Source organism: Burkholderia savannae, assembly GCF_001524445.2.
Classification (GTDB): domain Bacteria; phylum Pseudomonadota; class Gammaproteobacteria; order Burkholderiales; family Burkholderiaceae; genus Burkholderia; species Burkholderia savannae.
Window position 1 is genome coordinate 704,964 of sequence record NZ_CP013417.1, and the last position, 26,718, is coordinate 731,681.

General features: G+C 67.2%; 20 protein-coding genes and 1 pseudogene. 11 read left to right on the forward strand and 10 right to left on the reverse strand.

Annotation, left to right across the window (positions count from 1 at the left end; all coding sequences use genetic code 11):
- Positions 1-37: 37 nt before the first annotated feature.
- Both WS78_RS03565 and WS78_RS03570 read right to left on the reverse strand, forming a co-directional pair.
- A complete protein-coding gene (locus tag WS78_RS03565; protein ID WP_038751842.1) occupies positions 38-676 on the reverse strand; it encodes a 2-hydroxychromene-2-carboxylate isomerase in 639 nt (212 codons plus the stop codon).
- A 97-nt stretch (positions 677-773) separates the two neighbouring features.
- Positions 774-2,210, reverse strand: a complete 1,437-nt coding sequence (locus WS78_RS03570) for a TAXI family TRAP transporter solute-binding subunit (protein WP_059583551.1) — start codon at positions 2,208-2,210, stop codon at positions 774-776.
- A 430-nt stretch (positions 2,211-2,640) separates the two neighbouring features.
- Between WS78_RS03570 and WS78_RS03575 the strand changes: the two genes are divergently transcribed.
- From WS78_RS03575 to WS78_RS03590, 3 genes are all read left to right on the forward strand, one after another.
- Positions 2,641-3,009: a BON domain-containing protein gene (locus tag WS78_RS03575; RefSeq protein WP_059583674.1), complete on the forward strand. Its 369-nt coding sequence runs from the start codon at positions 2,641-2,643 to the stop codon at positions 3,007-3,009.
- Between the two features lie 113 nt (positions 3,010-3,122).
- On the forward strand, positions 3,123-5,222 hold the full coding sequence (locus tag WS78_RS03580) for a D-(-)-3-hydroxybutyrate oligomer hydrolase (RefSeq protein WP_038751850.1): 2,100 nt from the start codon (positions 3,123-3,125) through the stop codon (positions 5,220-5,222).
- Positions 5,223-5,828: 606 nt separating this feature from the next.
- Positions 5,829-7,676 carry a S10 family peptidase gene (locus WS78_RS03590; RefSeq protein WP_059583554.1) on the forward strand — a complete coding sequence of 616 codons (1,848 nt, stop codon included), beginning with the start codon at positions 5,829-5,831 and terminating at the stop codon, positions 7,674-7,676.
- Positions 7,677-8,007: 331 nt separating this feature from the next.
- Here WS78_RS03590 and WS78_RS03595 read toward each other — a convergent pair whose 3' ends face one another.
- The 7 genes from WS78_RS03595 to WS78_RS03630 form a co-directional block, all read right to left on the reverse strand.
- Positions 8,008-8,802: a sulfite exporter TauE/SafE family protein gene (locus WS78_RS03595; RefSeq protein ID WP_038751855.1), complete on the reverse strand. Its 795-nt coding sequence runs from the start codon at positions 8,800-8,802 to the stop codon at positions 8,008-8,010.
- A 483-nt stretch (positions 8,803-9,285) separates the two neighbouring features.
- Complete coding sequence (locus WS78_RS03605; protein WP_038751857.1) at positions 9,286-10,728, reverse strand: DHA2 family efflux MFS transporter permease subunit; 1,443 nt, start codon at positions 10,726-10,728, stop codon at positions 9,286-9,288.
- Between the two features lie 127 nt (positions 10,729-10,855).
- Entirely contained in the window at positions 10,856-11,992 is a 1,137-nt protein-coding gene (locus WS78_RS03610; RefSeq protein ID WP_059583557.1) for a glycerophosphodiester phosphodiesterase, read from the reverse strand.
- A 363-nt stretch (positions 11,993-12,355) separates the two neighbouring features.
- On the reverse strand, positions 12,356-12,970 hold the full coding sequence (locus WS78_RS03615) for a LysE family translocator (RefSeq protein ID WP_038751861.1): 615 nt from the start codon (positions 12,968-12,970) through the stop codon (positions 12,356-12,358).
- Positions 12,971-13,253: 283 nt separating this feature from the next.
- Positions 13,254-13,781 carry a GNAT family N-acetyltransferase gene (locus tag WS78_RS03620; protein WP_059583560.1) on the reverse strand — a complete coding sequence of 176 codons (528 nt, stop codon included), beginning with the start codon at positions 13,779-13,781 and terminating at the stop codon, positions 13,254-13,256.
- The gene (locus tag WS78_RS03625; RefSeq protein ID WP_059583677.1) at positions 13,778-14,365 is read right to left on the reverse strand and encodes a helix-turn-helix domain-containing protein; all 588 of its coding nucleotides are present in this window, start codon (positions 14,363-14,365) and stop codon (positions 13,778-13,780) included. The genes WS78_RS03620 and WS78_RS03625 overlap by 4 nt, the downstream gene beginning before the upstream one ends.
- A gap of 200 nt (positions 14,366-14,565) precedes the next feature.
- A complete protein-coding gene (locus tag WS78_RS03630; RefSeq protein ID WP_082717245.1) occupies positions 14,566-15,798 on the reverse strand; it encodes an MBL fold metallo-hydrolase in 1,233 nt (410 codons plus the stop codon).
- Between the two features lie 282 nt (positions 15,799-16,080).
- Here WS78_RS03630 and WS78_RS03635 point away from each other — a divergent pair, with 282 nt between their 5' ends.
- The 6 genes from WS78_RS03635 (at position 16,081) to WS78_RS03665 (ending at position 23,214) form a co-directional block, all read left to right on the forward strand.
- Entirely contained in the window at positions 16,081-16,527 is a 447-nt protein-coding gene (locus WS78_RS03635; protein ID WP_059583564.1) for a winged helix-turn-helix transcriptional regulator, read from the forward strand.
- Between the two features lie 737 nt (positions 16,528-17,264).
- Positions 17,265-18,863, forward strand: a complete 1,599-nt coding sequence (locus WS78_RS03640; RefSeq protein ID WP_038751871.1) for a DUF2957 domain-containing protein — start codon at positions 17,265-17,267, stop codon at positions 18,861-18,863.
- A 59-nt stretch (positions 18,864-18,922) separates the two neighbouring features.
- Positions 18,923-20,176 (forward strand): DUF2957 domain-containing protein, encoded by a 1,254-nt coding sequence (locus tag WS78_RS03645; RefSeq protein WP_038751897.1) that lies wholly within the window; start codon positions 18,923-18,925, stop codon positions 20,174-20,176.
- Positions 20,177-20,254: 78 nt separating this feature from the next.
- Positions 20,255-21,079 carry an OmpW/AlkL family protein gene (locus tag WS78_RS03650; protein ID WP_059583566.1) on the forward strand — a complete coding sequence of 275 codons (825 nt, stop codon included), beginning with the start codon at positions 20,255-20,257 and terminating at the stop codon, positions 21,077-21,079.
- Between the two features lie 115 nt (positions 21,080-21,194).
- Positions 21,195-21,710 (forward strand): hypothetical protein, encoded by a 516-nt coding sequence (locus tag WS78_RS03655; protein ID WP_038751877.1) that lies wholly within the window; start codon positions 21,195-21,197, stop codon positions 21,708-21,710.
- A gap of 487 nt (positions 21,711-22,197) precedes the next feature.
- Positions 22,198-23,214 (forward strand): hypothetical protein, encoded by a 1,017-nt coding sequence (locus tag WS78_RS03665; RefSeq protein WP_038751883.1) that lies wholly within the window; start codon positions 22,198-22,200, stop codon positions 23,212-23,214.
- A 40-nt stretch (positions 23,215-23,254) separates the two neighbouring features.
- On the opposite strand, the pseudogene WS78_RS37440 reads toward WS78_RS03665, so the two are convergent.
- Positions 23,255-23,407: pseudogene (locus WS78_RS37440) on the reverse strand (zinc-binding dehydrogenase); the annotation flags it as partial.
- A gap of 829 nt (positions 23,408-24,236) precedes the next feature.
- Between WS78_RS37440 and WS78_RS03680 the strand changes: the two are divergent.
- Positions 24,237-25,775 (forward strand): hypothetical protein, encoded by a 1,539-nt coding sequence (locus WS78_RS03680; protein ID WP_082717247.1) that lies wholly within the window; start codon positions 24,237-24,239, stop codon positions 25,773-25,775.
- A 642-nt stretch (positions 25,776-26,417) separates the two neighbouring features.
- Positions 26,418-26,711, forward strand: coding sequence for a co-chaperone GroES (gene groES / locus WS78_RS03685; RefSeq protein ID WP_009889537.1), 294 nt, complete (start codon positions 26,418-26,420; stop codon positions 26,709-26,711).
- Positions 26,712-26,718: the final 7 nt, after the last annotated feature.

Below are 26,718 nucleotides of genomic sequence, written 5' to 3' on the forward strand. Positions count from 1 at the left end.
CGCATCGCGCGGCCGCGGCGCGGCAAGCGGGGCGACGTCATGCGAATCCGGACGGCAGCGCGCTGATTCGTCTCACTTCGTCCGATTCGAGCCAGCTCGGCGTGCGCGCGCAGTAGAGCACCATCGGCAGCGCGTCCTCGCCCCAGAAGAGCTGGCGGTTCAGCCAGAAGGTCGGCACGCCGAACACGCCGAGGCTGATCGCGTCCTCGGTGTTGCGGCGCAGCTGCGCGAGCGTTTCGTCGGACGTGATGCGGTCGTCGTCGTGCGCGATGCCGACGCGGCCGCACAGCTCGGCGAAATTGTCGGGCGCCGTCGGGTCGCGCCCCTCGCGCCAGACGAAGCGGAAGATCTCGCGGATCGCGTGGACGTCCGAATCGAGCGCGATCGCGAGCAGCAGCAGGCGCGTCGAATCGAACGGATGCGCGGGCGGCATCCTGAACGGGATGCCGAGCTGCTCCGCGCGAAAGAGCGCGTGCCGATAGGTGAAGACGCGCTTCGCGGGCACGTCGGACGCGGGGCGGTGGCCCCAGCGGCGATGCATTTCGGCGAGCGCCACCGGCGTGAGCGCGAACGCGATGCCGGGCCACTTGCCGTGCTGCTCCAGCAGCAGATACGAGAACGGCGACAGGAAGTCGTAGAACCATATCGGCTGGGAGGCGTCGAGGCCGACGGTCATGGAGAGTCTCCTGAGGAAAAGGACGCAACGCGCGGCCCCGTTGTTCAATGTTACGCGGCGGCGCGGGCAAATGCAGCCGCCGCGACGGAATTTCGGCTCAAGCGCCGGTTGACGGAGGCGGGCTGCCGGCGGGCCTTGGCTGCGTTTGCGTTCGCGCGTCCGGCGCGGCGGGCGACGGCGTCTCGTGTTCGCGCGCGAGCAGCCGCTCGCGGACGAAGCCGATATGCTCGCGCAGCACGTAGAACTGGCCGGCGTACGCGAGCGGCATCTTCATCCGGTTGACCGATTCCTCGACGTCGTCGAGCTTGTCGAGCAGCTCGACGCGCTCCTGCGCGGTGTGCTCGCCGAGCGCGTTGCGCTCGAGCGCGATGAGCGCGCCGTACCAGCGGTAGATCCGCGAGCGCACGCGCCAGCCGTACAGCGCCGGCACGAGCCGCAGCCCCGGAATCAGCACGACGATGAGCGGCACGACGATGAAGAGCAGCCGGTCGACGAGGCTCGCGACCCAGAACGGCAGCTTCCGGTACAGGAACGTCTTGCCGGACTTGTAGTAGCGCGCGGCGTCGTCGGACAGCGGAAAGCTGCTGTGCGTGACGGAGGACGGGAACTCGCCCGCGCGCTGCAGGATCGTCGCGTGGCCGTGCACTTCGCGCGCGGCCTCGATGAGCAGGTCCGACAGCGCCGGATGCAGCGTGTCGCGCGCGATCAGCTCGACGGTCGGCGACAGCGTGTGGATGTCCGACGGCGGCAGGTTCGTGCCCGGATCGTAGACGCCCATCGGCAGCGTAATGTCGGTCAGGTACGGGAAGCGCCGCGTGTACGCCTCGGCCTGCGTAAACGAATAGAAATGCACGCCGGGCGCGCGGAACAGCTTCGCCATCACCGGAATCTGCGTCGAGTCGCCGGACAGGAACGCGGCGTCGATCCTGCCTTCGGTCAGCGCGCGCGCCGCGTCCTCGCCCGCGAGCGGCAGCAGCTCGGTCGAGCCGCCCGGCGCGATGCCGTTCATCTTCAGCAGCGCGAGGCCGAGCTCGTGCGCGCCCGCGCCCTCGGCTCCGAGCGCGAGCCGCTTGCCCTTGAACTGCGACAGCCGCTCGATCACGGGCCCGCGATAGAAGATCGCGAGCGGCACGTAGCCGACGCTGCCGAGCGACACGAGATTCTCCTGCTTCTCCTTCTGCTCGATGCCGCTCTGGACGAAGCCGACGTCGACCTTCTGCGCCGGGTCCGACAGCCGCGCGAGATTTTCGGCCGAGCCTTCGGATTCGAGCACGTCGAGCGTCACGCCGTTCTTCGCGAGGATCTGCTTGTAGCGCTGCGCGGCGCGCCAGTTCGTGCTGCCGGGCGGGCCGGCCGAGATCGCGAGCGACGTCGGCGGCGCGGGCTGGATCAGCGCGATCGCGAGCCAGATCGCGGCGATCGACAGCGCGACGGTCGGTCCGATCGACATCGCGAGATCGCGCCACGACACCGCGACGAAACGGGCGACGATGCGGTGCGGCCGATGACGGCGGCGAGGTTGGTCTGGCTTCATGAGACTGACGGCTGGCGGTCTGTTCGCGGCGATGGTACCCGAGTTCGGCGGCTCTGCGGCGGCGCGCTGCGTCGCGCCGCGGCAAGAGAACTTGGCGCGCACGCGGACTGTGGATTACATTGTGCAGGGTGCCCGGGCGCGTGTTCATCTGTCGAACGCGTGCCCGGGCGCCGGCCGATGCGGCCGCATGCGCCGCAACGGCCGCGCCCGTCGTCGCGCAGCGTTCCGGCGCGGCGAGGCGCGCAGCGGACGGGTTCCGATCCGCCGCGCGCCGGTTCGCATCCGGCCCGATTCCCGGCCGGCGCACGTCCCGCATCATCTCGCGCAGCCGACGTGCGGCGTCGCGCGACGCCGCATCGCGGTCCGCTCGCGGACCGAGCATCGCCTGCTGTCGCGGTTCCCGTCGAAACCATCAGAATCAGGAGAACGCATGAAATCGATCGTATCGAAGGCTGTCGCAGGCATGATCGTCGCGGCGCTCGCGTGCGGCAACGCATTTGCGCAGGCGAGCGAGCCCGCCGCGGCGGCGAGCGAACCCGCCGCCGCGACGAACGCGTCGAAGGCGGCCGCGAAGACCGCGCGCAAATCGAACCGCAAGCTCGGCTACGCGGTGCGCAAGGCGATCTCGAAGGTGAACGGCGTGAACGTGTCGAACATCACGGTGCGCGCGAAGGGCGGCGTCGTGACGCTCGAGGGATCGGTGCCGGATGCGTCGCAGATCGACAAGGCGGTCGAGGCCGCGAAAGGCGTGACGGGCGTCGCGTCGGTCAACAACAAGCTGTCCGTTCAGCCGCAGTGACGGCGATGCGCGGGCGGCGTCGCTGCGCCGCCCGCCGTGCGCGCCGGCCCGGCTCGGCGCGCGCCGCTCGACGATCGGGCGGCTAGAACCAATCAAGCTGACTAGGGGCAACAATGACGACGATCAGGGGCGGATCGAAGCGCGCGTCGATGCTGGCGCTCGCGCTCTTCGGCAGCGTGCTGCTCGGCGCATGCCACGGCGACGATAACGCACAGGTGAACGTGCTGCCCGGCTTCGTTTCGGGCAGCGTGCGCACCACGGCCTTCGACGGCGTCAGCGACGATCTGCTGACGGCCGGCCTCGGCAAGACGGGCTTGGGCGGCGACACGCGGCCCGGCTTCGCGAATCCGGCGCAGCCGACGGCGGCGGAGCTGCGGCGTCTCGCGATCTACTCGAACTACCGCGCGCTCGTCGACGTCACGCCGAACGGCGGCTACGGGCGCTTCTGGGGGCCGAACGTCGATCTCGCCGGCAACGACACGCTCGGCGAAGGCAAGATCGCCGGCACCGAATATCTCGCGTACTCCGACGACGGCACCGGCCGCAAGAACGTCACGCTGCTCGTGCAGGTGCCGGCGAGCTTCGATCCGGCGAATCCGTGCATCGTGACGGCGACGGCGTCGGGCTCGCGCGGCGTCTACGGCGCGATCGCGTCGGCGGGCGAATGGGGCTTGAAGCGCGGCTGCGCGGTCGCGTACAACGACAAGGGCGGCGGCAACGGCGCGCACGAGATCGGCACGGGCCTCGTCACGCTGATCGACGGCACGCTCGCGAGCGCGGCGAGCGCCGGCAGCGCGAGCCTCTTCACCGCGAGCGAGTCGAGCGGCGCGCTCGCTTCGTTCAACAGCGCGTTTCCGAATCGCTACGCGTACAAGCACGCGCATTCTCAGCAGAACCCGGAGCAGGACTGGGGGCGCGTGACGCTGCAGGCGGTCGAGTTCGCGTACTGGGCGCTGAACCAGCAGTTCGGGCCCGTCGTCGAAGGCACGCGCCGCGGCATCCGCTACCGCCCGGGCGACATCACGACGATCGCCGCGTCGGTCAGCAACGGCGGCGGCGCGGCGCTCGCGGCGGCCGAGCAGGATACGCGCGGCTGGATCACCGCGGTCGTCGTCGGCGAGCCGCAGATCAACGTGCGCCTGAGCTCCGGCGTGACGGTCGAGCAGGGCGGCGTGCCCGTGCCGTCGTTCGGCCGGCCGCTCGCCGATTACGCGACGCTCGCGAACCTGCTGCAGCCGTGCGCGGCCGCGGCGCCCGCCGCGACGGGCGCGCCTTATCTCAGCGCGCTGCCGACGGGCGTCACGCAGTCGATCCGCATCCAGCGCTGCGCGACGCTCGCCGCGGCCGGGCTCGTGTCGGGCGCGGATACGCAGAGCCAGGCGAACGACGCGCTCGCGCAGCTTCACGCGGCCGGCTATCTCGCTGACTCGGACCTGCTGCAGGCGCCGATGTGGGATTCGCAGGCGACGCCGGCGATCGCGGTCACGTACGCGAACGCGTACACGCGCTCGCGCGTCAGCGACAACCTGTGCAACTTCAGTTTCGCGACGACGAACCCGGCGACGGGCGCCGTCGCCGCTCCCGCCACGTCGCCGATGACGAACCTGTTCGGCGCGGGCAACGGCGTGCCGCCGACGAACGGCATCAATCTCGTGTTCAACGGCGCGTCGGGCGGCGTCGACCACCGGCTCGCGACGCCGGACGCGAGCTTCGCGGGCGCGTTTTGCCTGCGTCAGCTCTGGAGCGCGAACCAGCTCGGCATCGGCGCGAACGTCGACGCGGTGCGCGTGAACGCGAACCTGCAGCACAAGCCGGCGATCATCGTGCACGGCCGCAGCGACGCGCTCGTGCCCGTCAACCACGCGTCGCGCGCGTATGTCGCGCAGAACAGCGCGACCGAGGGCAACGCGAGCCAGCTGTCGTTCTACGAAGTGACGAACGGCCAGCATTTCGACGCGTTCCTGCCCGTGCCCGGCTTCGACACGCGCTTCGTGCCCGTTCACTACTACGACGAGCAGGCGCTCAACCTGATGTGGAACCACCTGAAGAACGGCGCGCCGCTGCCGCCGTCGCAGGTGATTCGCACGGTGCCGCGCGGCGGCGTGCCGGGGGCCGCGCCCGCGCTGTCGACGGCGAATCTGCCACCCATCGTCCAGTCGCCCGGCGCGAACGCGATCACGGTGAGCGCGGGGGCGATCGACGTGCCGCTCTGACGCGGCGTCGCACGCACCTGATTGCCCGCGACGGCCGGCCCGCACGTACGTGCGGCCGGCCGTTTTTCATTGGCGAACCGCATCGGCCGGATCGCCGCGATTCGTCATTTTTCCTGTAACAAATTCTTACTTTACGTTGCAGACCGGCGCTTCTAATATGCGCCGATATTTGCTCATATTTTTAAAAATTACATGTGACTAATATATTTCTGTTTCATTAATTAATCCTTTCTGGAATATTTTTCGGTCCTCGAAAAATCGGATTCCGTTGGCGGATGATGATTAATCGAAAATCGGGTGGGGATTATTTTTTGTAAAAGAACAATGCCCGCGGCCGCTTGGCTGCTGGCAGGGGGCGGGCTTGTCTGCTCGGAACGCAGGGGGCGTCCCGCGCGGTCGGCATTTCGATTGCCGATTTTATTCTGGAGTTGATTCCAGTGCGTCGAACCGGAAATTCGAGCGGGTAAATAATTCCGTGCGCCAATGCTGCGCATGGCGAAAATGCTCGGGTGCGCGTCGCATAACGGTCGCATTCCAAGCGAGGAACGTCGATGAAATCATCCGTTTCAATCGGCGGAATTTATCGTTCTATTCGAGAGGGCAATAATGAAGACACAGAAGTCCTTGAAAGACGGTTTCGCGCTCAGATTGGGCAGGGCGGCGCGACCGGTCGCCGCTGCCGCCCTTGCCGCGCTGTTCGTCGCCGCGTGCGGCGGCGATGACGGAGGCGGCGGCAGCCCGTCGCTCGCGGCCGCGAACGTCGCGAACTCGGCGACGTCCGCGAACGCGACGACGGCCGCCGACGCGACGACCAACGCCGCGCTGCCGCCCGATCAGCCGTACATCGACAACGACGTCTACGGCACCGGCCCGAACGATTCCGTGACGGACGCGACGGAAGGCGCGGCGCTCGTGCACCGGCAGGTGAAGCTCGGCGACCAGACCCTCACCTACACGGCGACGGCCGGCCACCTCGTGACGATCGATCCGATCACGTCGAAGCCGAACGCGAAGATGTTCTACGTCGCGTACACGCTCGACAATCCCGATCCGAAGAAGCCGCGCCCCGTCACGTTCTTCTACAACGGCGGCCCGGGTTCGTCGGCGGTTTACCTGCTGCTCGGCTCGTTCGGGCCGAAGCGGCTGCAGTCGTCGTTCCCGAACTTCACGCCGCCCGCGCCGTACCGGCTGCGCGACAACCCGGAGAGCCTGCTCGACCGCTCGGATCTCGTGTTCATCAACCCGGTCGGCACCGGCTACTCGGCCGCGATCGCGCCGGCGAAGAACAAGGATTTCTGGGGCGTCGACCAGGACGCGCACTCGATCGACCGCTTCATCCAGCGCTACCTGACGAAGTACGCGCGCTGGAACTCGCCGAAGTTCCTGTTCGGCGAATCGTACGGCACGGCGCGCAGCGCGGTGACGTCATGGGTGCTGCATGAGGACGGCATCGAGCTGAACGGGATCACGTTGCAATCGTCGATCCTCGACTACTCGAACGCGGTGAGCGCGATCGGCATCTTCCCGACGCTCGCGGCCGACGCGTTCTACTGGAACAAGACGACCGTCAGCCCGAAACCGGCCGATCTCGACGCGTACATGGCGCAGGCGCGCAGTTATGCGGACAACGTGCTCACGCCGCTCGCGCAGGCGCCGAATCCGCAGGACGGGGGCTTCGTCAACGTGCGCCTGAACCTGAACCTCGCGGCCGCGCAGCAGATGGGCGCATACATCGGCACCGATCCCGTCTCGCTGATCCAGACGTTCGGCAATCCGGCCGCGCTCGGCAACGTGCCGTCGTCGGACGACAACCCGCCGTACACGTTCTTCCTGACGCTCGTGCCGGGCATCCAGATCGGCCAGTACGACGGACGCGCGAACTACACGGGCAAGGGCATCGCGCCGTACATCCTGCCGAACTCGGGCAGCAACGATCCGTCGATCAGCAACGTCGGCGGCGCGTACACGGTGCTGTGGAACGACTACATCAACAACGACCTGAAGTACGTGTCGACGTCGTCGTTCGTCGATCTGAACGACCAGGTGTTCAACAACTGGGACTTCAGCCACACCGATCCGACGGGCGCGAGCCGCGGCGGCGGCAATACGCTGTACACGGCGGGCGACCTTGCCGCGACGATGAGCCTGAACCCGGACCTCAAGGTGCTGTCGGCGAACGGCTACTTCGATGCGGTGACGCCGTTCCATCAGACCGAGCTCACGCTGCAGCAGATGCCGCTCGATCCGTCGCTCAAGTCGGCGAACCTGACGATGAAATACTATCCGTCGGGCCACATGATCTATCTGAACGATCATTCGCGGATCGCGATGAAGGCGGATCTCGCCACGTTCTACGACGGCGTCCTGGCGGACCGCACGGCGTTGCAGCGCGTGCTGCTGCGTCAGCAGAAGGCGCTGCAGTTGAAGCAGCAGAAGCAACAGCAGGGGCAGTGACGCGGGGCTAGCCGTTTTCGGCCAGGCCGCTCGCCGTCGTCTCGCGACGGCGGGCGGCCAACGCTAGGGGGCGGCGGCTTCGCGGCGATCGTTGCCTCGCGGGCGCATCGCGCTCGCGAGGTTTTTTTGCGTGGCGGTTGCGCGAAGGCTGAGTGGCTGCGTCGAGCCGCGTCGGAGACAGCGAAGGGACGAAGGGACGAAGGGACGAGGGGACGAGGAGACGACGGCTGCGAAGGGTGGCGAGGCGCAGCGATGGGCTGCGATGGCCGGCGCGGCACCGCACCGCGCGATCGCGGCGCGCCCGACCAACGCCTGGCGCGCGCGATGCGGGTCAGGAAAGCACGAGCTTCGCGCCGACCGCGACGAGCGTCGTCGCGAGAAGCCGGCGCAGCAGCCCTTCGGGCGCGCGCGCCGACAGATGGCTGCCGGCGACGATGCCCGGCACCGAGCCGATCAGCAGCGACACCAGCATCGACCAGTCGACCGAGCCGAGCATCCAGTGCCCGATGCCGGCGACGAGCGTGAGCGGAACCGCGTGCGCGATGTCGGAGCCGACGATGCGCGTCGTCGACAGCGCCGGGTACAGCAGCAGCAGGACCGTCACGCCGATCGCGCCCGCGCCGACGGACGTCAGCGACACGAGCACGCCGAGCACGGCGCCCGTGAGCACGGTCGCGGCGAGCGTGCGCGCCGGGCTTGGCGGCAGCGCGCGCGTGCGCCGCGCGGCGAATGCGGCGAGTTGCGGGCGAAACAGCAGAGACAGCGACGTGAGGAGCAGCGCGGCGCCGAGCACGAGCTGGATCATCCGGCTCGTTTCCTGCGAGTGCATGCCGTGCGAATGCAGGAACCACAGCGTGATCGCGGCGGCGGGCACGCTGCCCGCCGCGAGGCGCCCGGTGATCCGCCATTCGACCGTGCCCTTGAGCCCGTGCACGAAGGTGCCCGTCGCCTTCGTGATCGCCGCGTACAGCAGATCGGTGCCGACTGCGGTTGCCGGATGCACGTTGAACAGCAGGACGAGGATCGGCGTCATCAGCGAGCCGCCGCCGACGCCCGTCAGACCGACGAGGAAACCGACGAGGAGGCCGGACAGGGAGTAGAGCGGATCGATATGAGGCAACGACATCGGCGGAGAACGTTAGGCGTTTGAAAGCGACGGCGCGAGGCGAATCCGACATTGTCGCAAAACTCGCGAGTCGATGCGGAAATGCGCAAAAAGATCGGGGAAGAATCGCGAGGGCGTCGAGCGGACGAAGGCAGTCAGCCGCGCGCGGCATGCGATGCGAGATCGGGCGTGAAGAGGGCGGCGGCGGACGGCGCGGCCGCACCCCGCCGCCCGCGCGAAGCCGCCGGCGCCGGAGCTCGATCGCCAGCCGCGAACGATGCGCTCGGAAGGTGTCGCGCGGCGGTGCGCTCGAAGGCGAGCACACACGGCGCAACGCTTAACCGGCGACCGGCGACCGGCAACAGACCACAGGCCACAGGCCACAGGCCACAGGCAACCCGCAACCCGCAACCCGCAACCCGCAACCGACAATCGGCAACAGACGAGCCGCACCCCGCCGCGAGCGATGCGCGCCGCCGGCGCAGCCCGCGTGTTTCGCGCCACTCAATGCGCTGCGCCGCGCAGCTCGGCCGCGGCGTTCGACTGCGCGCGGATGCGCAGCGCGAACGCGAGGCACGCGGCGGCGGCGGCGAACACGGCGCCGCACGCGAACGCGACGCGATAGCCGCCGTTGAGCGCGACGGGCAGCGCCGCGTGCGCGGCGACGAGCGAATCGGTGCGCGCGGACGCGACGCTCGCGAGCACCGCGAGGCCGAGCGCGCCGCCCATCATGAACGAGGTGTTGACGATGCCCGACGCGAGCCCCGAATCGCTCGGCGCGACGTCGCTCATCGCGGCGAGCAGCACCGGATTGAACGCGACGCCCGCGCCGATGCCGAGGAGCGCCATGCCCGGCAGCACGTGCGCGACGAAGCCGCCGTCGGCGGGCGCGCGCGCGAAGAGCGCGAGGCCGATCGCGGCGGCCACGAGCCCCGCCGCGATCGGGCCGCGGATGCCGAAGCGCATCACGATCTTCGCGGACAAGCCGAGCGAGAACGCGGCCATGATGAGGTTCGCGGGCAGGAATGCGAGGCCCACCTCGAGCGGCCCGTAGCCGAGCACGCGCTGCATGTAGAGCGCGGACAGGAAGAACCACGCGAACATCGCGGCCGCCCACAGCACGCCGATCGCGTTCGCGGCCGCGACGTTGCGCTTCGCGACGAGCACGAGCGGCATCAGCGGATGCGCGACGCGCGCCTCGATCGCGACGAACGCCGCAAAGAGCGCGGCGGCGCCGGCGAGGAGCGAGACCGTTTGCGTCGACAGCCAGCCGGCCTCGTTGCCGTTCACGACGCCGTAGACCGCGAGCATCAGCGAAGCCGTCACCGCGACGGCGCCCGCGACGTCGAGCCGCGCGTCGGCCGCCTGCGCGCGCGCCTTCGGCAGCAGCGCGGCGGACAGCGCGTAGACCACGACGCCGATCGGCAGGTTCACGAGGAAGATCCAGTGCCAGCTGAGCACGCTCGTGAGGAAGCCGCCGAGCAGCACGCCGAGGCTGCCGCCGCCCGCGCAGACGAAGCCGTAGACGCCCATCGCCCTCGCGCGCTCGCCCGGCTCGATGAACAGATTCATGATGAGCGACAGCGCGACGGCCGACACGACCGCGCCGCCGAGCCCCTGCACCGCGCGCGCGGCGATCAGCACGGCCTGCGTCTGCGCGAGCCCGCACGCGAGCGATGCGAGCGTGAAGAGCGTGAGGCCCGCGAGGAACATCCGGCGGTGGCCGTACAGGTCGCCGAGGCGGCCGCCCAGCAGCAGGCAGCCGCCGAACGTCAGCATGTAGGCGTTCACGATCCAGACGAGCGCGGTTTCGGCGAAGCGCAGGTCCGCGCCGATCGACGGCAGCGCGACGTTGACGATCGTCGAGTCGAGCACGATCATCAGCACGCCCAGACAGAGAACGACGAGCGCGTACCAGCGCTTCGGGCCGTGCAGGCCGTGTGTCATGGGGAGGCCTCCGAAGGAAGGGAGGCTGCATTGTAAGCTCGCTGTGAGGCGTCTTGCTGCCGGTTGCTGACAGGCGACGCGTCGTTCGCGCGCGGGCCGCGGCGACGCGCGGCCCGCGCGCGCAGGCTCACCGGCGGAACGTGTCGACGGCGGCGCGGCCGACCGCGGGATCGTCGGTGAAGAAGCCGTCGATGCCCGCGCGCAGGTACGCCTGGATCTCGCGCACCGAGCCCGCCGTGTTGCGTGCGCTCGGCGCGCCGCCGTCCTTCAGCGAGCCCGGCAGGAAGTTGTTTTCCGGCCGGAACGTGTACGGATGCACGAGCAACCCCGCCTCGTGCGCGTCGCGCACATAGTTCGTCGGCTGCTGCAGCGCGCCGTCGGCGCCCACCGGAATGATCGAGGTCTTGTACGGCCCGAGCGCGTTCGCATACGTCGCGATCTCGCGCATCCCGCTTTGCGTCGACAGATCGCCGTAGGTGCGCGCATCGCCCGCCTTCACGAAGTCGTACGGCCGTTGCTTCGGCTCGTCCATCAGCTGCACGAGCTTCCAGTTCGGCTGGCTCGCGCCGATGCGGTTGCGGATCGCCTTCAGGTTCGCGACTTCGAACGACTGGATGTAGACGGTCGCGTCGCGCGCGGTGTACGGGTCCTGGCGCAGCGCGTCGACGAGGCGGTCCTCGAGCGGCAGGCCGATCGACTGGAAGTAGGTCGGGTGCTTCGTCTCCGGATAGAGATGGATCGTGCGGCCGACCTGCGCGGACATTTGCTTCGCGAGCGCGACGATCTCGTCGAACGTCGGGATCTCGAACTGATCGTTGTACGCGGTGTTCGCCGGACGGTACTGCGGGATGCGCTCGCGCGCGCGCAGCGTCTTCAGCTCGGCGAGCGTGAAATCCTCGGTGAACCAGCCGGTGAGCGGCACGCCGTCGATCGTCTTCGTCGCCTTGCGGCTCGCGAACTGCGGCAGCGCCGATACGTTCGTCGTGCCCGAGATCTCGTTCTCGTGGCGCGCGACGAGCACGCCGTCGCGCGTCGCGACGAGGTCCGGCTCGATCACGTCCGCGCCGTCCTCGATCGCCTTGCGGTACGACGCGAGCGTGTGCTCGGGGCGCAGCGCGCTCGCGCCGCGATGGCCGACCACCTGCACCTTTGCCGAGATCGGCTGCGTGGGGGCGGGGTCGTCGCCGCCGCAGGCGGCGAGCGCGAGCGTCGCCGCGCACGCGAGCGCGACCGGGGAGAAAGCGAACAAGCGCTTGAAGAACATGTCGTCGATCCTGTGAAACGAAAACGGGCTTCGAAAAAGGGTGGCGTCGGCGGCGGGCGTTTGCGCCCGCGCGCCGCGTGCGAGCGCGGCGCATTCCGCGCGGCCTGGGCCGGCCGGGATGCGATCGTCGCAGCGAATGATTACATATGTATTACGCATTGCTGTCTATTTTCGTGCGCCGGGCTGACGGCGCAAAGCCGGGTGCCGCGCGCGTCGGTACCGGCGACGAAGGCGCGGCGATGCGGATGCGAGCACGTCGTCGGCGCGCGCGAACGCGCGATGGGCCGCCGATCGAAGCCGCGGCGTCGCGCTCCATGCGAGGGAACGCGCGCGATCTCGTCCGGCTGCCCGTGCAATGCCGCGTCAGCGCTCGACGATCGCGGCGACGCCGAGCGCGATGAAGAGCGCGCCCGCGAGATAGCGCCCGGCGATCATCGCCGCGCCGCCCGGCGTCGCGCGCGTGCGCAGCGGATGCGCGAGCGCGATGCAGGTCAGGTCGGCGAGCGAGAACAGCAGGTTCGCGCTCGCGCCGAGCAGGAAGAGCTGCCAGCCGACGCCGAGCGGCGCGGCCGGATCGACGAATTGCAGCAGGAACGACAGATAGAACAGCGCCGATTTCGGATTCGACGCCTCGATGAGCGCGCTCGACGAGATCACGTTCCTCGGCACGGCGGACGGCGCGCCGTCGTCGCCCGCGCGCGAGCGGATGCGCTCGACGCCGAGCCAGACCAGATACGCGCCGCCGGCGACGCGCAGCGCGTGATAGAGCCACGGCGACGTGTCGAAGACGACGACCGCGCCCACCGCGACCGCGCAGATCTGGACGAATGCGCCGAGATGGATGCCGAGCGCCGACAGCACGCCCGCGCGTCGGCCGTGCTGCAGCGTCAGCGAGACCGTTTGCAGCAGCGCCGGGCCCGGGATGAAGCCGAAGCCGAGACAGGTGACAATGAAGGCGAAAGTCGGGTTGACCGTCATGGGGAATCGCTCGTCGAGGAAACGCGGGACCGGCCGGGCGGCGATGCTCTGCGGCTCGAATCGGCCACGGCGCGTATCGACCGACCGCGGCGCGCCGATGCCGCATGCAAGCGCGCCTGCGGCATGCGTGGCACGTGGTGCAATCTGCAGACGAAACGGCCGATCAGGCGAGCTTAAGGCACGGCGGCGTTGCCGGGCAATCGAAAGATGGCGGCGGGCACGGGACGGCTGGCGCAGGCGTCGCACGTGCGGCTGGCGCGGCGCGCGATCCCGGCGCCGCGGCTCAGACCCGCTTGTAGAAGAACGTCGTCGCGCACGGCGCGCCGTCGGGCATCAGCGCGTAATCGGGCACGACGCCGACGCGCTGCCATCCCGCGCGCCGGTAGAGCCGCTCGGCGTCGCCGCCCGTCACCGTGTCGAGCACTAGGACGGTCTTGCCGGCCGCGCGCGCGGCACCGTCGAGCGCGTCGAGCAGCCGCTGCGCGACGCCGCGGCGCCGCGCGTCGCGATGCACGAGCATCTTGGCGACGTCCGCGCGATGCGGCTGGTTTTCCGGCAAGCGCGTGATCATCTGGACCGTGCCGACGATGCGGCCGTCAGCGTGTTGCGCGACGAAGAGCGTGCGATCGCCACGCGCGACGCCATCGGCCACGTCGCGCCAGAACGCGCGCGCCTTGTCTCGCGCGAGCGGCGCCATGAAGCTCACCGACGCGCCGCCTTCGACGCAATCGATCAGCACGTCGGACAGCGCGTCGATGCACGCGGCCGCTTCGTTCGGCCCGACGCAGCGCACGTCGATCGAGTCGCTCATTCGATTCTCCCGGCACGGATCGCGTTCGCAGCGGCGAGCGCGACGACGTAGCGCGCGGCCTTGCGGCCCGGATTGAAGAAGAGGGTCGGGCGATCGACACGCATCGCGAGACAGTCGCCGGCGGCGACGCGCCACGTGCCGTCGCCGCTCGTGATGTCCATTTCGCCTTCGAGCATCCAGATCTGCTGATGCCAATCCGCGTCTCGCTCGCCGGTGTCGTACGCGACGCGCTCGCCGGGCGGGAACCTCACCTCGACGAGCTGCAGCGGCGACGCCACCGCGGGCGACAGGCTGCGGCGCACGTAGCCCGACGCCGGATCTTTCCAGACCGGCTGCTCGGCGGCGCGAGCGAGCGGCGACGCGGCGTGCGCGTCGCGATCGTCCTCGAACAGCGACGCGAGCGACACGCCGAGCGCATTCGCGAGCCGTTCGAGCACGACGGCCGTCGGGCTGCTTTGCGCGCGTTCGATGAGCGAGATGTTCGAGCGGCTCACCTTGCTGCGTTCCGCGAGCGCGTCGAGCGAGTAGCCGCGAAGGTCGCGGAGGGCGCGCACGCGGCGCGCGATCAGTTGGTTGACGTCCATGCAATCCAGAATACTAGATGGCGTGTCGGGCGATGCGATCACGTGCGCATCGAAGGCGCGTTCGGCGGCCGGATCGAGCGGATCGCTCGCGCGGCGCGGCGCGGCGCGTTGGCGAAGCGCCGCGCCGCTCGCACCGTCGTACGGCCGCACCGCTGCACCGCCGCCCCCGGCTCAGGCGGCCGGAGGTGCGACGCTCGGCTTTACTTCGCGTCCTCGAGGCGGATCGTCCCCTTCAGATGCAGGGACTCGCCGTTGCGATGCGCGATGTTCGTGTAGACGACGCCGTTCTCGAAATCTTCGACGTGCACGACGTTGTCACCGCTCTTCGGCTCGTGCCAATAGACCATGAATACTTGCGGCCGGATCTGCGTCGCCTTGTATTCGACGGTGTCGGTCGCGCCTTGGTACTGGCCGGACGTGCCGACGAACGTCATCGTGTGGTCGTCCTTGAAGTCGAGGCGAAAGCCGATGTCGCCGAACTGCACGAGCGCCTTCCTCCCCGCGGCCGGGAAGGCGGACGCCGCGCCGGCGACGGGCCATTGCATCTCGCCCTTGATGACCTTCGCGCTCATTTCGAGCGACGACACGTCGGCGAGGTTCGGATAGCGCGCCTTCATCGCGGCGATCAGCTCCGCGGAATTTTTCGCTTTCGGGGCTTCCGCGTCGAACGCGACCAGATAATCGCGCGTGAACTTCACGGACGCGAGCGTGTACGGTTCGCTGCCGTCCGAATTCGCGAGGTAGTGGCCGGGCACGACGAGTTTCGGATGCAGCGCCGCGATCCTGTCGAGCGTCTTGATCCAGTTGCGGCGCGATTCCGGCGTCTGCGTATCGGCGATCCACACGTGGATGTTCGCCGCGACCGGAATGCCGCCGATGACCGCGCGCGCGGACGGGATCGACACGAACGTGCGGTCGGGCGACGCGCCGTCGAGCCCGACGATGCGCAGCTCGTGACCGTCGAGCGTCAGCTTGTCGCCCTTGAGCGGCTGCGGCACGACGAGCGAGCGCGGCGCGTTGTCCTTCAGGATCGGCCCCCAGTACGCGAGCTTGTCGTCCTTGTTCGCCCGGATTGCGGCGACCGTCTGCGGCGTCGCGACGATCTTCGCATCCGGGAACGCGGCCTTGATCGTATCGAGGCCGAAGTAGTAGTCCGGATCGCTGTGGCTCACGTAGACGAGCTTGAGCGGCTTGCCGGTCGCCTTGATCTTGTTGACGAGGGCTTCGGCGTCGTTGCGCTGGAACTGTGCGTCGATGAGGATCGTGCCGGTCTTGCCGGTGACGATTTCCGACGACACGGGAAAGAGGCTTTTCTCGCCGGGGTTGTAGACGTCGATCTGAAGCGGTGCGGCGGCGTCCGCCGCATGAGATGGGCTTGCGCCGAACAAGGAAGCGGCTGCGGCGGCGAGCGCCACGAGGGAGCGCTTGAACATGAAGGATTCCCTGAGAGTATTGGTTTTGTGAAGGCGACGCGTGGGCAAGCGATGCGGCGTCGTCGAAGCAGGACGGTATCATCGAATCGGAATCTGGGCGCGTCACCTCGCTGAAAAGTTAGCAAAACGAATCGACAAATCGACACGGCACCGGCTGCGTTGCCGGTCGTCCCGAAAACCGGAAGCCTTGCGCCGCGCGCGTCGCGCGACGGAAGCGAACCGTCGTGCAATTGGTGCTAGTATCTGCGGAACAGGTAGTTACCGGTGGAAACTATAGACTGGATGGCAACGATGAGGAAGAACGCACCGAAAGGTGAGCAGATTACCGAGAGGAAACCTTCGCTTCTCGACGCGCTGCGCAAGGGTAACGTGTACGCGTCGGAATGCCCGACGCGGCTTGTGCTCGATCGCATCGCGGACAAATGGACCGTGCTGATCCTCGCGCTGCTGTCGCATCAGCCGCTGCGCTTCAACACGTTGTTGCGGCACATCGAAGGCTTGTCGCAGAAGGTGCTGTCGCAAACGCTCAAGCGGCTGGAGCGGGACGGTCTCGTCGCCCGCACCGTTTACGCGACGGTGCCGGTATCGGTCGAATATGCGCTGACGCCGCTCGGCCACACGCTCGCGCATTCGATCTCGCCGATCATCGTGTGGGCGGAGACGCACATCGACGCCGTGCTCGACGCGCGCACGGCCTATGACGCCCAGAAAAGCGGCGCGACCGACTGAGCGATCGCAAGCGTTCGGCCGGTTCGTAATCGGCGCCGCGAAATATCGAGAAAAATAAATGCCGGCGCAATGTGATTTTTATTCCCGACTGATGTTTTTTCTGGCGAATCGAAACAACGCCATTGTTTCCTGCATCGTACGAAACGAGCGAAAAATGCGGAAAGGGTTGCTTTGATGCGCCGCGTCATTCATCATGCTTGCGAGAAAGCAACGCGAAAGCTGTTCGATCGGAATTTGACATCGCCAAGTACGACGTTTGAAAAAACGTTGAGAACATTGAGTGGTCGAGGTTTGTCGTGGCTCGGATGTTTGGAACCATGTGTCGGTTTACACGGCCCATTCATCGGATCATAGTCATGGCAAATAAAGCAGCACGATAACTACGAGCGTACTTACGGAGACTGAGGATGATACGCACATACGAGGGGTCGGCGGAGCAGTTGTCTTTTCAAATTCCCATTCGGGCAGTCGTCGCGCGCATTGCTTTCCCGCGCAATCGCATCGCTAATTAGCCGTCGATATTCATTCAATTTCCGCTTGAGGGCGCCGCATCGCCATGCCGCGCCGCGAATCGGCGCGCGCATTGAATTCCGCGGGTCGATTCCGCACTGACCGCGCGTTCGCGGCCAAGCGTCGCGAATCGCCGCGTCGCCAGTCGGCGACACCGAGATACCAACCATCCGGCGGGCGGTAAGGTCACGCCGGACGAGACCGGATTCGATCAAAAAGGAGGGGTGATGTTTTGCATTCCTAATCTTCGCGCTGCCGTGCTGTCCTGTGTGGTCGCCGCGATGCCGTTCGTCGCCGGCTGCGGCGGCGGCGACGATCCCAGCCCGATACAGGTCGGGCAATGTTCGGGCGGCTCGTGCCCGCCGAGCGGCCCGAGCACGACGCCGCCCACGGTGACGAAGCTCTGCCCCGACGCACTCGATTACTCGACGACGTACACGGGCGGGTCGGGCAGCGGCGAATACGTGAAGGTCAAGTTCGATACCGCGAAGAAGACGTATCAGATGCAGTTCGTCGCGTCGTCGGTGCCGACGTCGGCGGGGCAGATCAACAACACGCGCGCCGGTCTCACGATCAACGGCACGTTCCACAACGCAACGGGCCTGCCGACCGCCGAGCAGAACCGTTGTGCGTTCGTGCTCGACAACGGCGCGACGAGCGACGGCGCCTATTCGGTGACGATCAACCGAGCCGATCCGCCGATGCTGTTCGTCGGCATGGGCGTCGTGGGCGGCGGCATTCCGGGCGCGACGGTCGCGTTCTCGGGCCTTCAGCTGTTTCCCGGCTTCACGATAGGCACGGTGCCGTCGCGCACGTTCGATTTCTATCCGTTCATCGGTTTTACGGACACCGAAACGGATTTCACGAAAGTAGCGGGCGCCTACAACGAAGTCGGCGTGCACCTGCTGCCGACGGGCACGTCGTTCCAGACGGCCGCGCCGCAAGGCTGGCAGCCCGATGTCGTGAACTGGACTCAGACGCTCAATGCGGACGGCTCGTGCACGATCACGCCGGGCAGCGACTACTCGTGCCGCACGACCGGCACGCCCTGGACGCTGCGCACGAACGCGGACGGCTCGCCCGACAACGTGTTCGTGAGCCATCCGCAACCGAACCAGCCGTATCCGTCCGCGGGGCAGGGGCAGCCGCTCGTGATCATCACGCCGAGCCAGGCGCAGGGCGTGATGATCGTCGGCAAGCTCAACGGCCGGCTCGTGCCAGTCGTCATTCGCGTCGGCTACGCGAACGTCAACGCGGGCAATCCGCTCGCGTCGGTCGCCGATGCGGAGATCGGCATCTCGGTGCTCGCGCCCGTCACGCCGCTCGCGGCGAATTCGCTGCAAGGCGGCTTCATCGGCGCGACGAGCGCGGTTGCGTGCGGCGTCGTGAGCTTCGGCGGCACTTCGAACGCGCCCGCCAACAGCGGCTCCGCGTTCGACAACACGACGCCTCATCCCGAATTGCCCGGCACGTATCACGACGGCTTCTTCTATCCGTCCGCCGGAAACTGCACGGACGGCTCGGCCGTGTCGACGCTCGCGGCGAACTATACGTCGACGCTGTTCCAGGGCGCGACTGCGGCATTTCTCGATCCGATGACGTCGTCCGTGAGCTCGCAGTTCTCGCTCGATTACACGCAGACGACGCCCGGCAAGATCAAGGTGACGGCGACGCGCGACTTCAATGCGCAAGGCAGCACGGGCGCGGTCGCGATCTTCAAGAAAGGCGACTACGGCTGGCTCATCAAGGTCGGCGACGTGTACGGAATGGTCGTCAACAACAGCCAGTACAACCCGTTCTTCACGGTCGGCGCATTCGTTCAGTAAAGCATGACATGGCGGCGGCGCCGGGCGCCGCCGCGGACTTCACGATATCGAGGATTCCTATGTATTGGAGAAAATCGCTGGCCGCCGCCGTACTGGCTCCCGTCCTGACCGCCTGCGGCGGCGGGGACGATCCGCCGCCCGCGCCCGTCGTCCGTCTGTGCCCGAAGACGATCGATTACAACACCGTGTTCACGGGCGGCTCGGGTTCGGGCGAACTGGTCCGCGTGCAGCTCGACACGACGAAGATGACGTTTCAGATCACGTATCTGGCGTCGCCGGTGCCGGCGGCGACGGGCACCGTGCAGCCGACGCGCGATACGCCGCCGAACAACGTCGTGACGGGCACGCTGACGGACGAAACGGGGCTGCCGACCGAAAAGCTGAATCAGTGCACGTTCCGGCTGAACAACGCGAGCCTCGATCCGAACCGTCCGGCGCGGGTGTTTCTCGGCGAAGGCGTGCTGGGCGGCGCGATACCCGGCGCGACGATCCAGTTCGGCGGCGTGATCGGCGTCGGCCAGATTCCGAAGACGACGTTCCCTTACTACCCGTTCATCAGCTTCTCCGATCAGGAGACCGATCTTTCGAAGATCGCGGGCAACTACAACCAGCTCGGCTATCACCAGGTGCCGTCGCAAAACTTCGCGCCGGCGGCGGTCGACGCGAAGGTCACGATCAACGCGGACGGCACGTACGTCGAGACTGACAACTTCGGCAAGAAGAACGGCGGCCAGCCGCTCGCATCGAGCGCGACCGTCAATCAGAAACTGACGCTGCGCGCGGACGCGCCGGCGTTCCAGTCGCTCAACTATCAGCCGCAGATTGCGGCGACGCTGCCGTCGCTCGATCCGACGAAGGCGGGCAAGGGCATCCTGATCGTTGGCAAGCTGCGCAATCAGCTGGTGCCGATCTTCATCCGCACCGGCGCGGCGAATGCCGACCTGACGCAAGGCTCGCCCGTCGCGGACGACGAATCAGGGATCTCGATCCTCAGCCCGCAGGCGACGATCGCGTCGGGCTCGCAGAACGGCGAGTACACGGGGGTCGACAGCGTGCTCGACTACCGTGCGACGGCGCTCGTCGGCGCGCAGGCGACGCTGCTCGATCCGTTCCATGCGTCGCAGGTCGCGCTCACGCGCTCGCTCGATCTCGATTACACGCAGGCCGTGCCGGGCGTCGTCACGACGGTCCAGACGAATGCCGCGTCGGGGCCGCCTACCGGCAAGTTCATCTTCACGGGCGGCGTGTTCGGCTTTCTCGACATGAGCGACGTCAACAACCCGTATTTCACGGTGGGCGCGTTCGTGCAGTGAGCGCCGCGCGCAACAGGAGACACACGGCGACGCGCGGCTTGCAGCCCGCGTCGACCGACCGGAGTATCAGGAGACTTCATGAAGAAGCTGATTGCCGCGTGCGTCGTTGCCGGTGCATCGACGAGCGCTTTCGCGCAGGGGGCGGGCGATTTGGTCGCGACGCTCGGCTGGCTGCACGTGATGCCGCAGGATTCGACCAACGGCCTCACCACCAACGTCGTCAATTCGCCGATCAACGGGCCGCTGCGGCTGCCGGGATCGTTCACGTCACCGGGCACGAGCCTCACGGTCAACAACGCGGACACGGTAGGCCTCACGTTCACGTACTTCTTCACCGACCATATCGCGGTGACGTCCGTGCTCGGGATTCCGCCGGAGTTCGCACTGACGGGGCATGGCGTCATCCGGCCGCCCGGTCCGTCCGGATCGCTCGGCAGCGTCGATCTCGGCAATCCGGCGAATCAGCCCGCCGTGAAAAATGCGCGGCAATGGAGCCCGACGATCATCTTGAACTACTACTTCAATTCGCCGACCGCGAAGTTCCGGCCGTTCGTCGGCATCGGCGTGGCGTACAGCTGGTTCTCGAACATCGAGCTCAACGGCAATTTCGCGAAGGACATCAACGACAACCTCGGCAGCGTGCTCGCGGCGGGCGCCGGCAAGCCGGGGCCGACGTCGGTCGAGGGGAAGGCTTCGTCGTCGTTCACGCCGGTCTACAACCTCGGCGCGAGCTATGCGTTCGCGAAGAACTGGGCGCTGACGGCGACGCTGTCGTACATGCCGCTCAAGACGTACTCGTCGCTCGTCATCAAGGCGGCCGACGGCACGACGCTCGCGACGACGCGCACGCGGCTGAAGGCCGATCCGCTCATCACGTTCGTCGGGATTTCCTACAAGTTCTGAGCCATGGGCGCGCGGCGCCGGCGCCCGGGCTTCCTGTGACCGAGCGGTCGCGATTCGTCGGCTGCGACGTCACGTCACTGGCGGCATGCCGCCATTCGTCAAGTGAGGCAGACCCATGCGTAACCGTAAATTTGTTCCGTTCGTTGTCGCGTTGGCATTCGCAGCGGCCGCAGCTACGCCAGCGCTCGCCGTCACCGTATCTCGCGTCGACGGGCAGCCGATGAATCCGAACGGCGAGCCGTTCTCGGCGACGTCGTCTCCCAACGAAACGCTGCTGACCAAGGGCTCGATTTCCGCGAACTGCGTCGCGACGTTCAACGGCACGATCACGCCCGCGGGCATCGTCAACATCACGTCGACGACGTTTACCGGCAGCAACAGCCTGTGCGGGCTCATCAAGGGCAGCGCGAGCGGCACGAGTCCGTGGACGGGCCAGGCCGACAGCGCGACGCAACTGACGATCAACAACGCGCAGGTCAACGTGACGCTGCTCGGCCAGTGCGGCCCGAGCAAGATCGTCACGACGTGGAGCGATGCGAATTCGTCGCTGACCTTCAGCAATGCGGTGCTGACGCCGGACTGCAAGGTAACGGGGACGGTCGTGACGTCGCCGAAGTTCCGCGTGCAGTAATTCGCGTTCGTCGGGGTTCCTGCGTGCGGCGGCTCGTCGATCATGAGCCGCTGCGCGTGCATTGCGCGAACGCGGCCGCCAGGAGCCGCCGCGTTCGCGAGACGAAGTGCGACCGAAAGGCCGCCTGACGCGAGGGCAGTCGCGCATGCCGTTATGCCGGGATGCGCGGCCCGGCGAGCATCGCGATCGCGCTGAAGGGGTGGGCGCGTGGGGCCGCGATGCGCGTCGCGCGATGCGTGCGCGGGTGGCGCGCAGGCGCGCGAAACGGGTGCGAAGGCGAAACAGCCGTCGCGCCGGCGTTTCGGAGCCCGATCGAAAGCGGGGCGGCCGTCGTCGAAAAGAATGGGGCGACGCGTTCGCGCATCGACGCGGCGCGCGGAGTCGAGCCTTCGACGCATGGGCGAAGGCGGCTCGTGCGCGACGTGCAGCGACAGTTGCCGTCGCCCGAGTGCGGACACGATCCGCATCGCTATTTCTCGGATGACCCATGCCTGACAATCATAATCATCGCGTCGACGCCCAAGGCCTGTCGCTCGGCAGCTTGCGCACGGCAGCATGGCTTCGGCATCTCCTCGATCATGCGGAGTGCTTCGCATCCTCGGCGGCGGCGAGCCGCGAGGCGCGCATCGCAACCGCCGCGCGCGACACGCTCGCGCGGGCGGGCGCGAACGCGCGGCACGGCCCGGCGGCCGCCGCCGATCTTCTGAACGAACTGCTCGCGGCGCTGCAAGGCGGCGTGTCTGCGGACACGGCGCTCGCCACGGCTTTCGGCACATTCGAGCGCATGCCGACGAAGCGGCTGCTTGCGGCCGTGGATCGCCATCTGCCCGGTTCGAAAGCCGTGTTCGACGGCGCGTATGGCGTTGCCGACGCGTGCGGCTACGTCGGTCCCGAAATCGGCTGGGCCGCGCTCGACTCAATCGAGTTCGGCGTCGGGCGCGGGCTCGCCACGGACAGCGAAGTCGCCGAAGACGCGATGCGCGGTCTGGTGCGCTTCGACGGACGGGCGGCGGGCCGCGTGATCGACCGTGCGATCGGACGCATGTGGGGCGCGGACGAAAAGAGCATCGACGCGATGGCCGCACTCGCGGCGTTTTCGGCAACGCTCGCGGCGAACGTGCCCATCACGCTCGCCGCGTACGGCGGCGAACACAATGGCGTTGCGGCCGCGATTCGCGGCGAGCGACAGGATCTCGCTTCGACCGAGGGGCTGCTCGCCGCGCTCGCCGTCTGCCGGCTCGATCGCCTGACGGGCGCCGGCAGCTTCTGGGCGTGCTACCTGCTCGCGGGCGTGATGATCGCGGCGCCCGACATCGTGACCGCGATGGCTCGCCGCTTTCATGGCGACGCGCTGAACGCGTGGCTCGCTGCGCTTCTCGCCTCGCCCGCGCACAGCGAGGTCGGCGGTGCGGGCGCGGCTGCGCTTGCGCGGTTGTCCGCAACGATGAGCTTCACGTCGCGGTACAACCCGATCGTTCACACGAAGCGCAGATCGATGCGCTGAGTGCCGAGCCGGCCGCGCGGGCGGCCCACGCGGTTCGCGCTCAGATCGACGGGCCGATCTTGCCGAAGTGTCTGCCGGCCGCTTGGCGGCGAAACGCGCCGGCGATGTCGTCGAGCGCGAACGTGCGATCGATCGCCGGCTTGATGCCGGTCGCATCGATCGTGCGCGCCACGTCGATCTGATCCTTCGTGCTTCTCGCGAGCCCTGTCGTCGGATCGCCGGGTGCGATGTTCGGCGCGCGATCTTGATGAAGATGTCCGTTTCGTGAACGGCATCGAATTCGTTCGATTTTTTTTGAGCGAAATCACGAACCTTGGGAGGAGTCAAGTCGACATTTTTTATTCAATTCAAAGTGCATTTCATGTGGAAGAAGAAAGAATGTCGAGCGAATGAAATCGATATTTCATTTCGACATGAAAGATGATGGCTGGCGGTCGCCGATTGAATGTGTGCGGGCGAGTGGGCGTGCAAACGTCGCCGCATGTGCGGCCGTGCCTGACCATGTCGTAGATCGTCTGGGCGACGGAGCCGTGAGGAAGAGGCAGGGATGTTCGAGTCTCCGGATCTTTCTGGCCGCGCGGGAAGGAGTTTTGCTTCGCTCCGAGTGCCCTGCCATCCCCAACGGATCTGCGCAATGAGAGGCCGATCCTCGATCCTGACGATGATCGCACGTCGTCGTCTCGAGGGAGTGGCGAATGACATATTTTTCATGAAATATCAATGCAATTTTTTATTGAATTTTCATTGGATTTTTAAGGAATTTATGTATGCATTGAATAATGACATTTCTTGAGATTGAATGTAACGGAATGCAATGCATTGTTACGTTACGGCGTTCGTAACGACTGTATGGCGACACGTTAACTATGCTGCCCGTTCGACATATCGAGCAATTAAATTCGCCGACGATTTGTGTTTTTGAAGAAAACAGTGCGCGATCGACTCGGCGCACATGCTGGCATGCTCCGTGCGATGACCTCCGCGCCGTAATGACGGCGGTACCTATCCACACGAGGTCACATATGAAACAAAACTTCAAGTTGACGAGCATTGCACTGTCCGCAGCAGTCGCGTTTGGGGTCGCGGCTGCGACGCCGGCCGTCGCAGGGGGGCTGAATACTCTTCCGGTCTCCGCATCGACCGGCGATCTCGGCAGCGCCGGCTCCGGCGGCGCGACATTGGCGCTCGCAGGCGACGCGCAGCATGGGGCGATCCATGCCGGCGCGCTCGGTTCGGCCGACGCGTCGATCAGCAGCGGCGCACTCGACAGCTTGGCGGGCGCGCTCGCGAACGCGGTGAGCCACAACCCCGTTCAGGGCGTCGTGAGCAACGCGGCCGGCACGCTGACGAATCTGGCGAACAACAATCCGCTGCCGGGCGCACTGAGCAACGCCGCAAGCGCGCTGCAAAACGCGGTGGCGAACAACCCGCTGTCCGGTGTCGCGAACAACGCGGTGGGCACGCTGACGAATCTGGCGAACAACAATCCGCTGCCGGGCGCACTGAGCAACGCCGCGAGCACGCTGCAAAACGCGGTGGCGAACAACCCGCTGCCCGGTGTCGCGAACAACGCGGTGGGCACGCTGACGAATCTGGCGAACAACAATCCGCTGCCGGGTGCACTGAGCAACGCCGTGGGAACGTTGACCGGGCTTGCAAGCAATAATCCGCTCGCAGGCGCGATCGGTGGACTGAGCAACACGCTGCCCGGCGCCCTTGGCAACACGGCCGGCGCATTGGCGGGCGCGGCGAGCAACGGCGCGGGCGCATTGGCCGGGGCCGTCGGCAACGTGACGGGTGTGCTCGCAGGCGCGGGCAGCAACGTGGCCGGCGCGCTCGCCGGCGTGGCGGCCAACAACCCGCTGCCGGGCGTCGTGAACAACGTGGCAGGTACGCTCGCGAACGCGATCGGCAGCAATCCGATCACGCCGATCACGACCGTCGTGAGCGGCCTGATTAACGCGCTGCCCGTCGCCAATCCGACGGGCGTGTTGACGGGCGCTGTCAACAACGTCGCGGGCACGCTCGCGCGAGCGGCGAACGGCAACCCGGTTACGGGCGCGGTCGCTGGCCTCGTGAGCGCGCTGCCCGTCAGCAATCCGGCTGGCGCGCTGACGAGCGCAGCGAACAACGCGGCAAGCGCGATCGCGACGGTCGCGGGCGGCAGTCCGGCTGCTGTGATCGGCGGCGCTGTCGGCGGCGGCGCGAGTGCGTTGACGGGAGCCCTGACGGGGGCGGCCGGCACGGGCGTCGCGACGGGCTCGCAACTCGGAAGCGTCGGCTCCGCCCTGATGGGTTCGGGCGCGAACTCGGCAGGGAAGGTCCTGACGTCGGGCGGCAACGCGTTCGGCAGCACGGCCGCCTCGACCGGCTCGCTGCTGTCGACGGGCGCCGCCGCCGCGAGCACGGTCGTCAACTCGGTGAGTTCGTCAGTCGGTGCGGTGGTGGGGTCGTTGCCGAACCTGACGGTCTCGTCGTCGAAGTCGACGGCACCCGCGTCGAGCCCGCTCGCTCCGGTCGCGTCGTCGATCGCGACGCTCGCCGGCGCGCTGCCGAAGTAATGGCGCGCGGCGCGTCCGGGCGATGCTGCGGGACGCGCCTTCGCTCTCCTTCCTATATATAGGGGGCAGCGGCAGGCGGTAACCGGCCGGAAGGTGGTTGGCTAGAAGGCGAGGCAAGGCGGCATGGCGAAGAGGCCATGCCGCCTTGTCGTTTCGGAGCGAGATGCGTCGCGAAGTGCCACGGGGCGGGGCGCGGCGGCGGTTCGTCGCCGGCATTGGCCGTGCTGGCCGCCAGATCCGCGACCTGCCGTCACGGCGAATCGGCTTGGCCGTAAGGATTTCGTATGCGATGATTTTGTGCTCCGCATCGACCGAGTCGGCGCGGCAGATGCGCCGTCGATCCGCTCGGGAAATCCACGATGCGGCGCGCGACGCGTCCCGTCGCATCACGCGATGTTTTTGCAAGTATTTGTTTTTGTTGTAATTTGTGTGCGGCGCGATGTCGCCGTGCAGCCGTTTTCCCGGCCTTCCCACCCGCCGGATCGTCCCCGAATCGCGCGCGATTCCACTTCTTGAATTTGTCAAAACCCGTCCATATAATTAGCACTCGCTGCACGAGAGTGCTAACAATTCCTGCCGGCCGGCGAGCCGTCCGGTAGTTTCCCTCAGCGTTCTTCAGTCTCAATCAAGAGAGGAGTGAGTATGAACCTTCGTCCGTTGCACGATCGCGTGATCGTCAAGCGCCTGGATCAGGAAACCAAGACCGCCTCGGGCATCGTCATTCCCGACGCAGCCGCTGAGAAGCCGGATCAGGGTGAAGTTCTGGCCATCGGCCCGGGCAAGCGCGATGACAAGGGCGCACCGATCGCTCTCGACGTAAAGGTCGGCGATCGTGTTCTGTTCGGCAAGTATGCTGGCCAAACCGTCAAGGTCGACGGCCAGGAACTGCTGGTGATGCGCGAAGAAGACATCATGGCCGTGGTCAACGCTCAGTAAGCGTTCA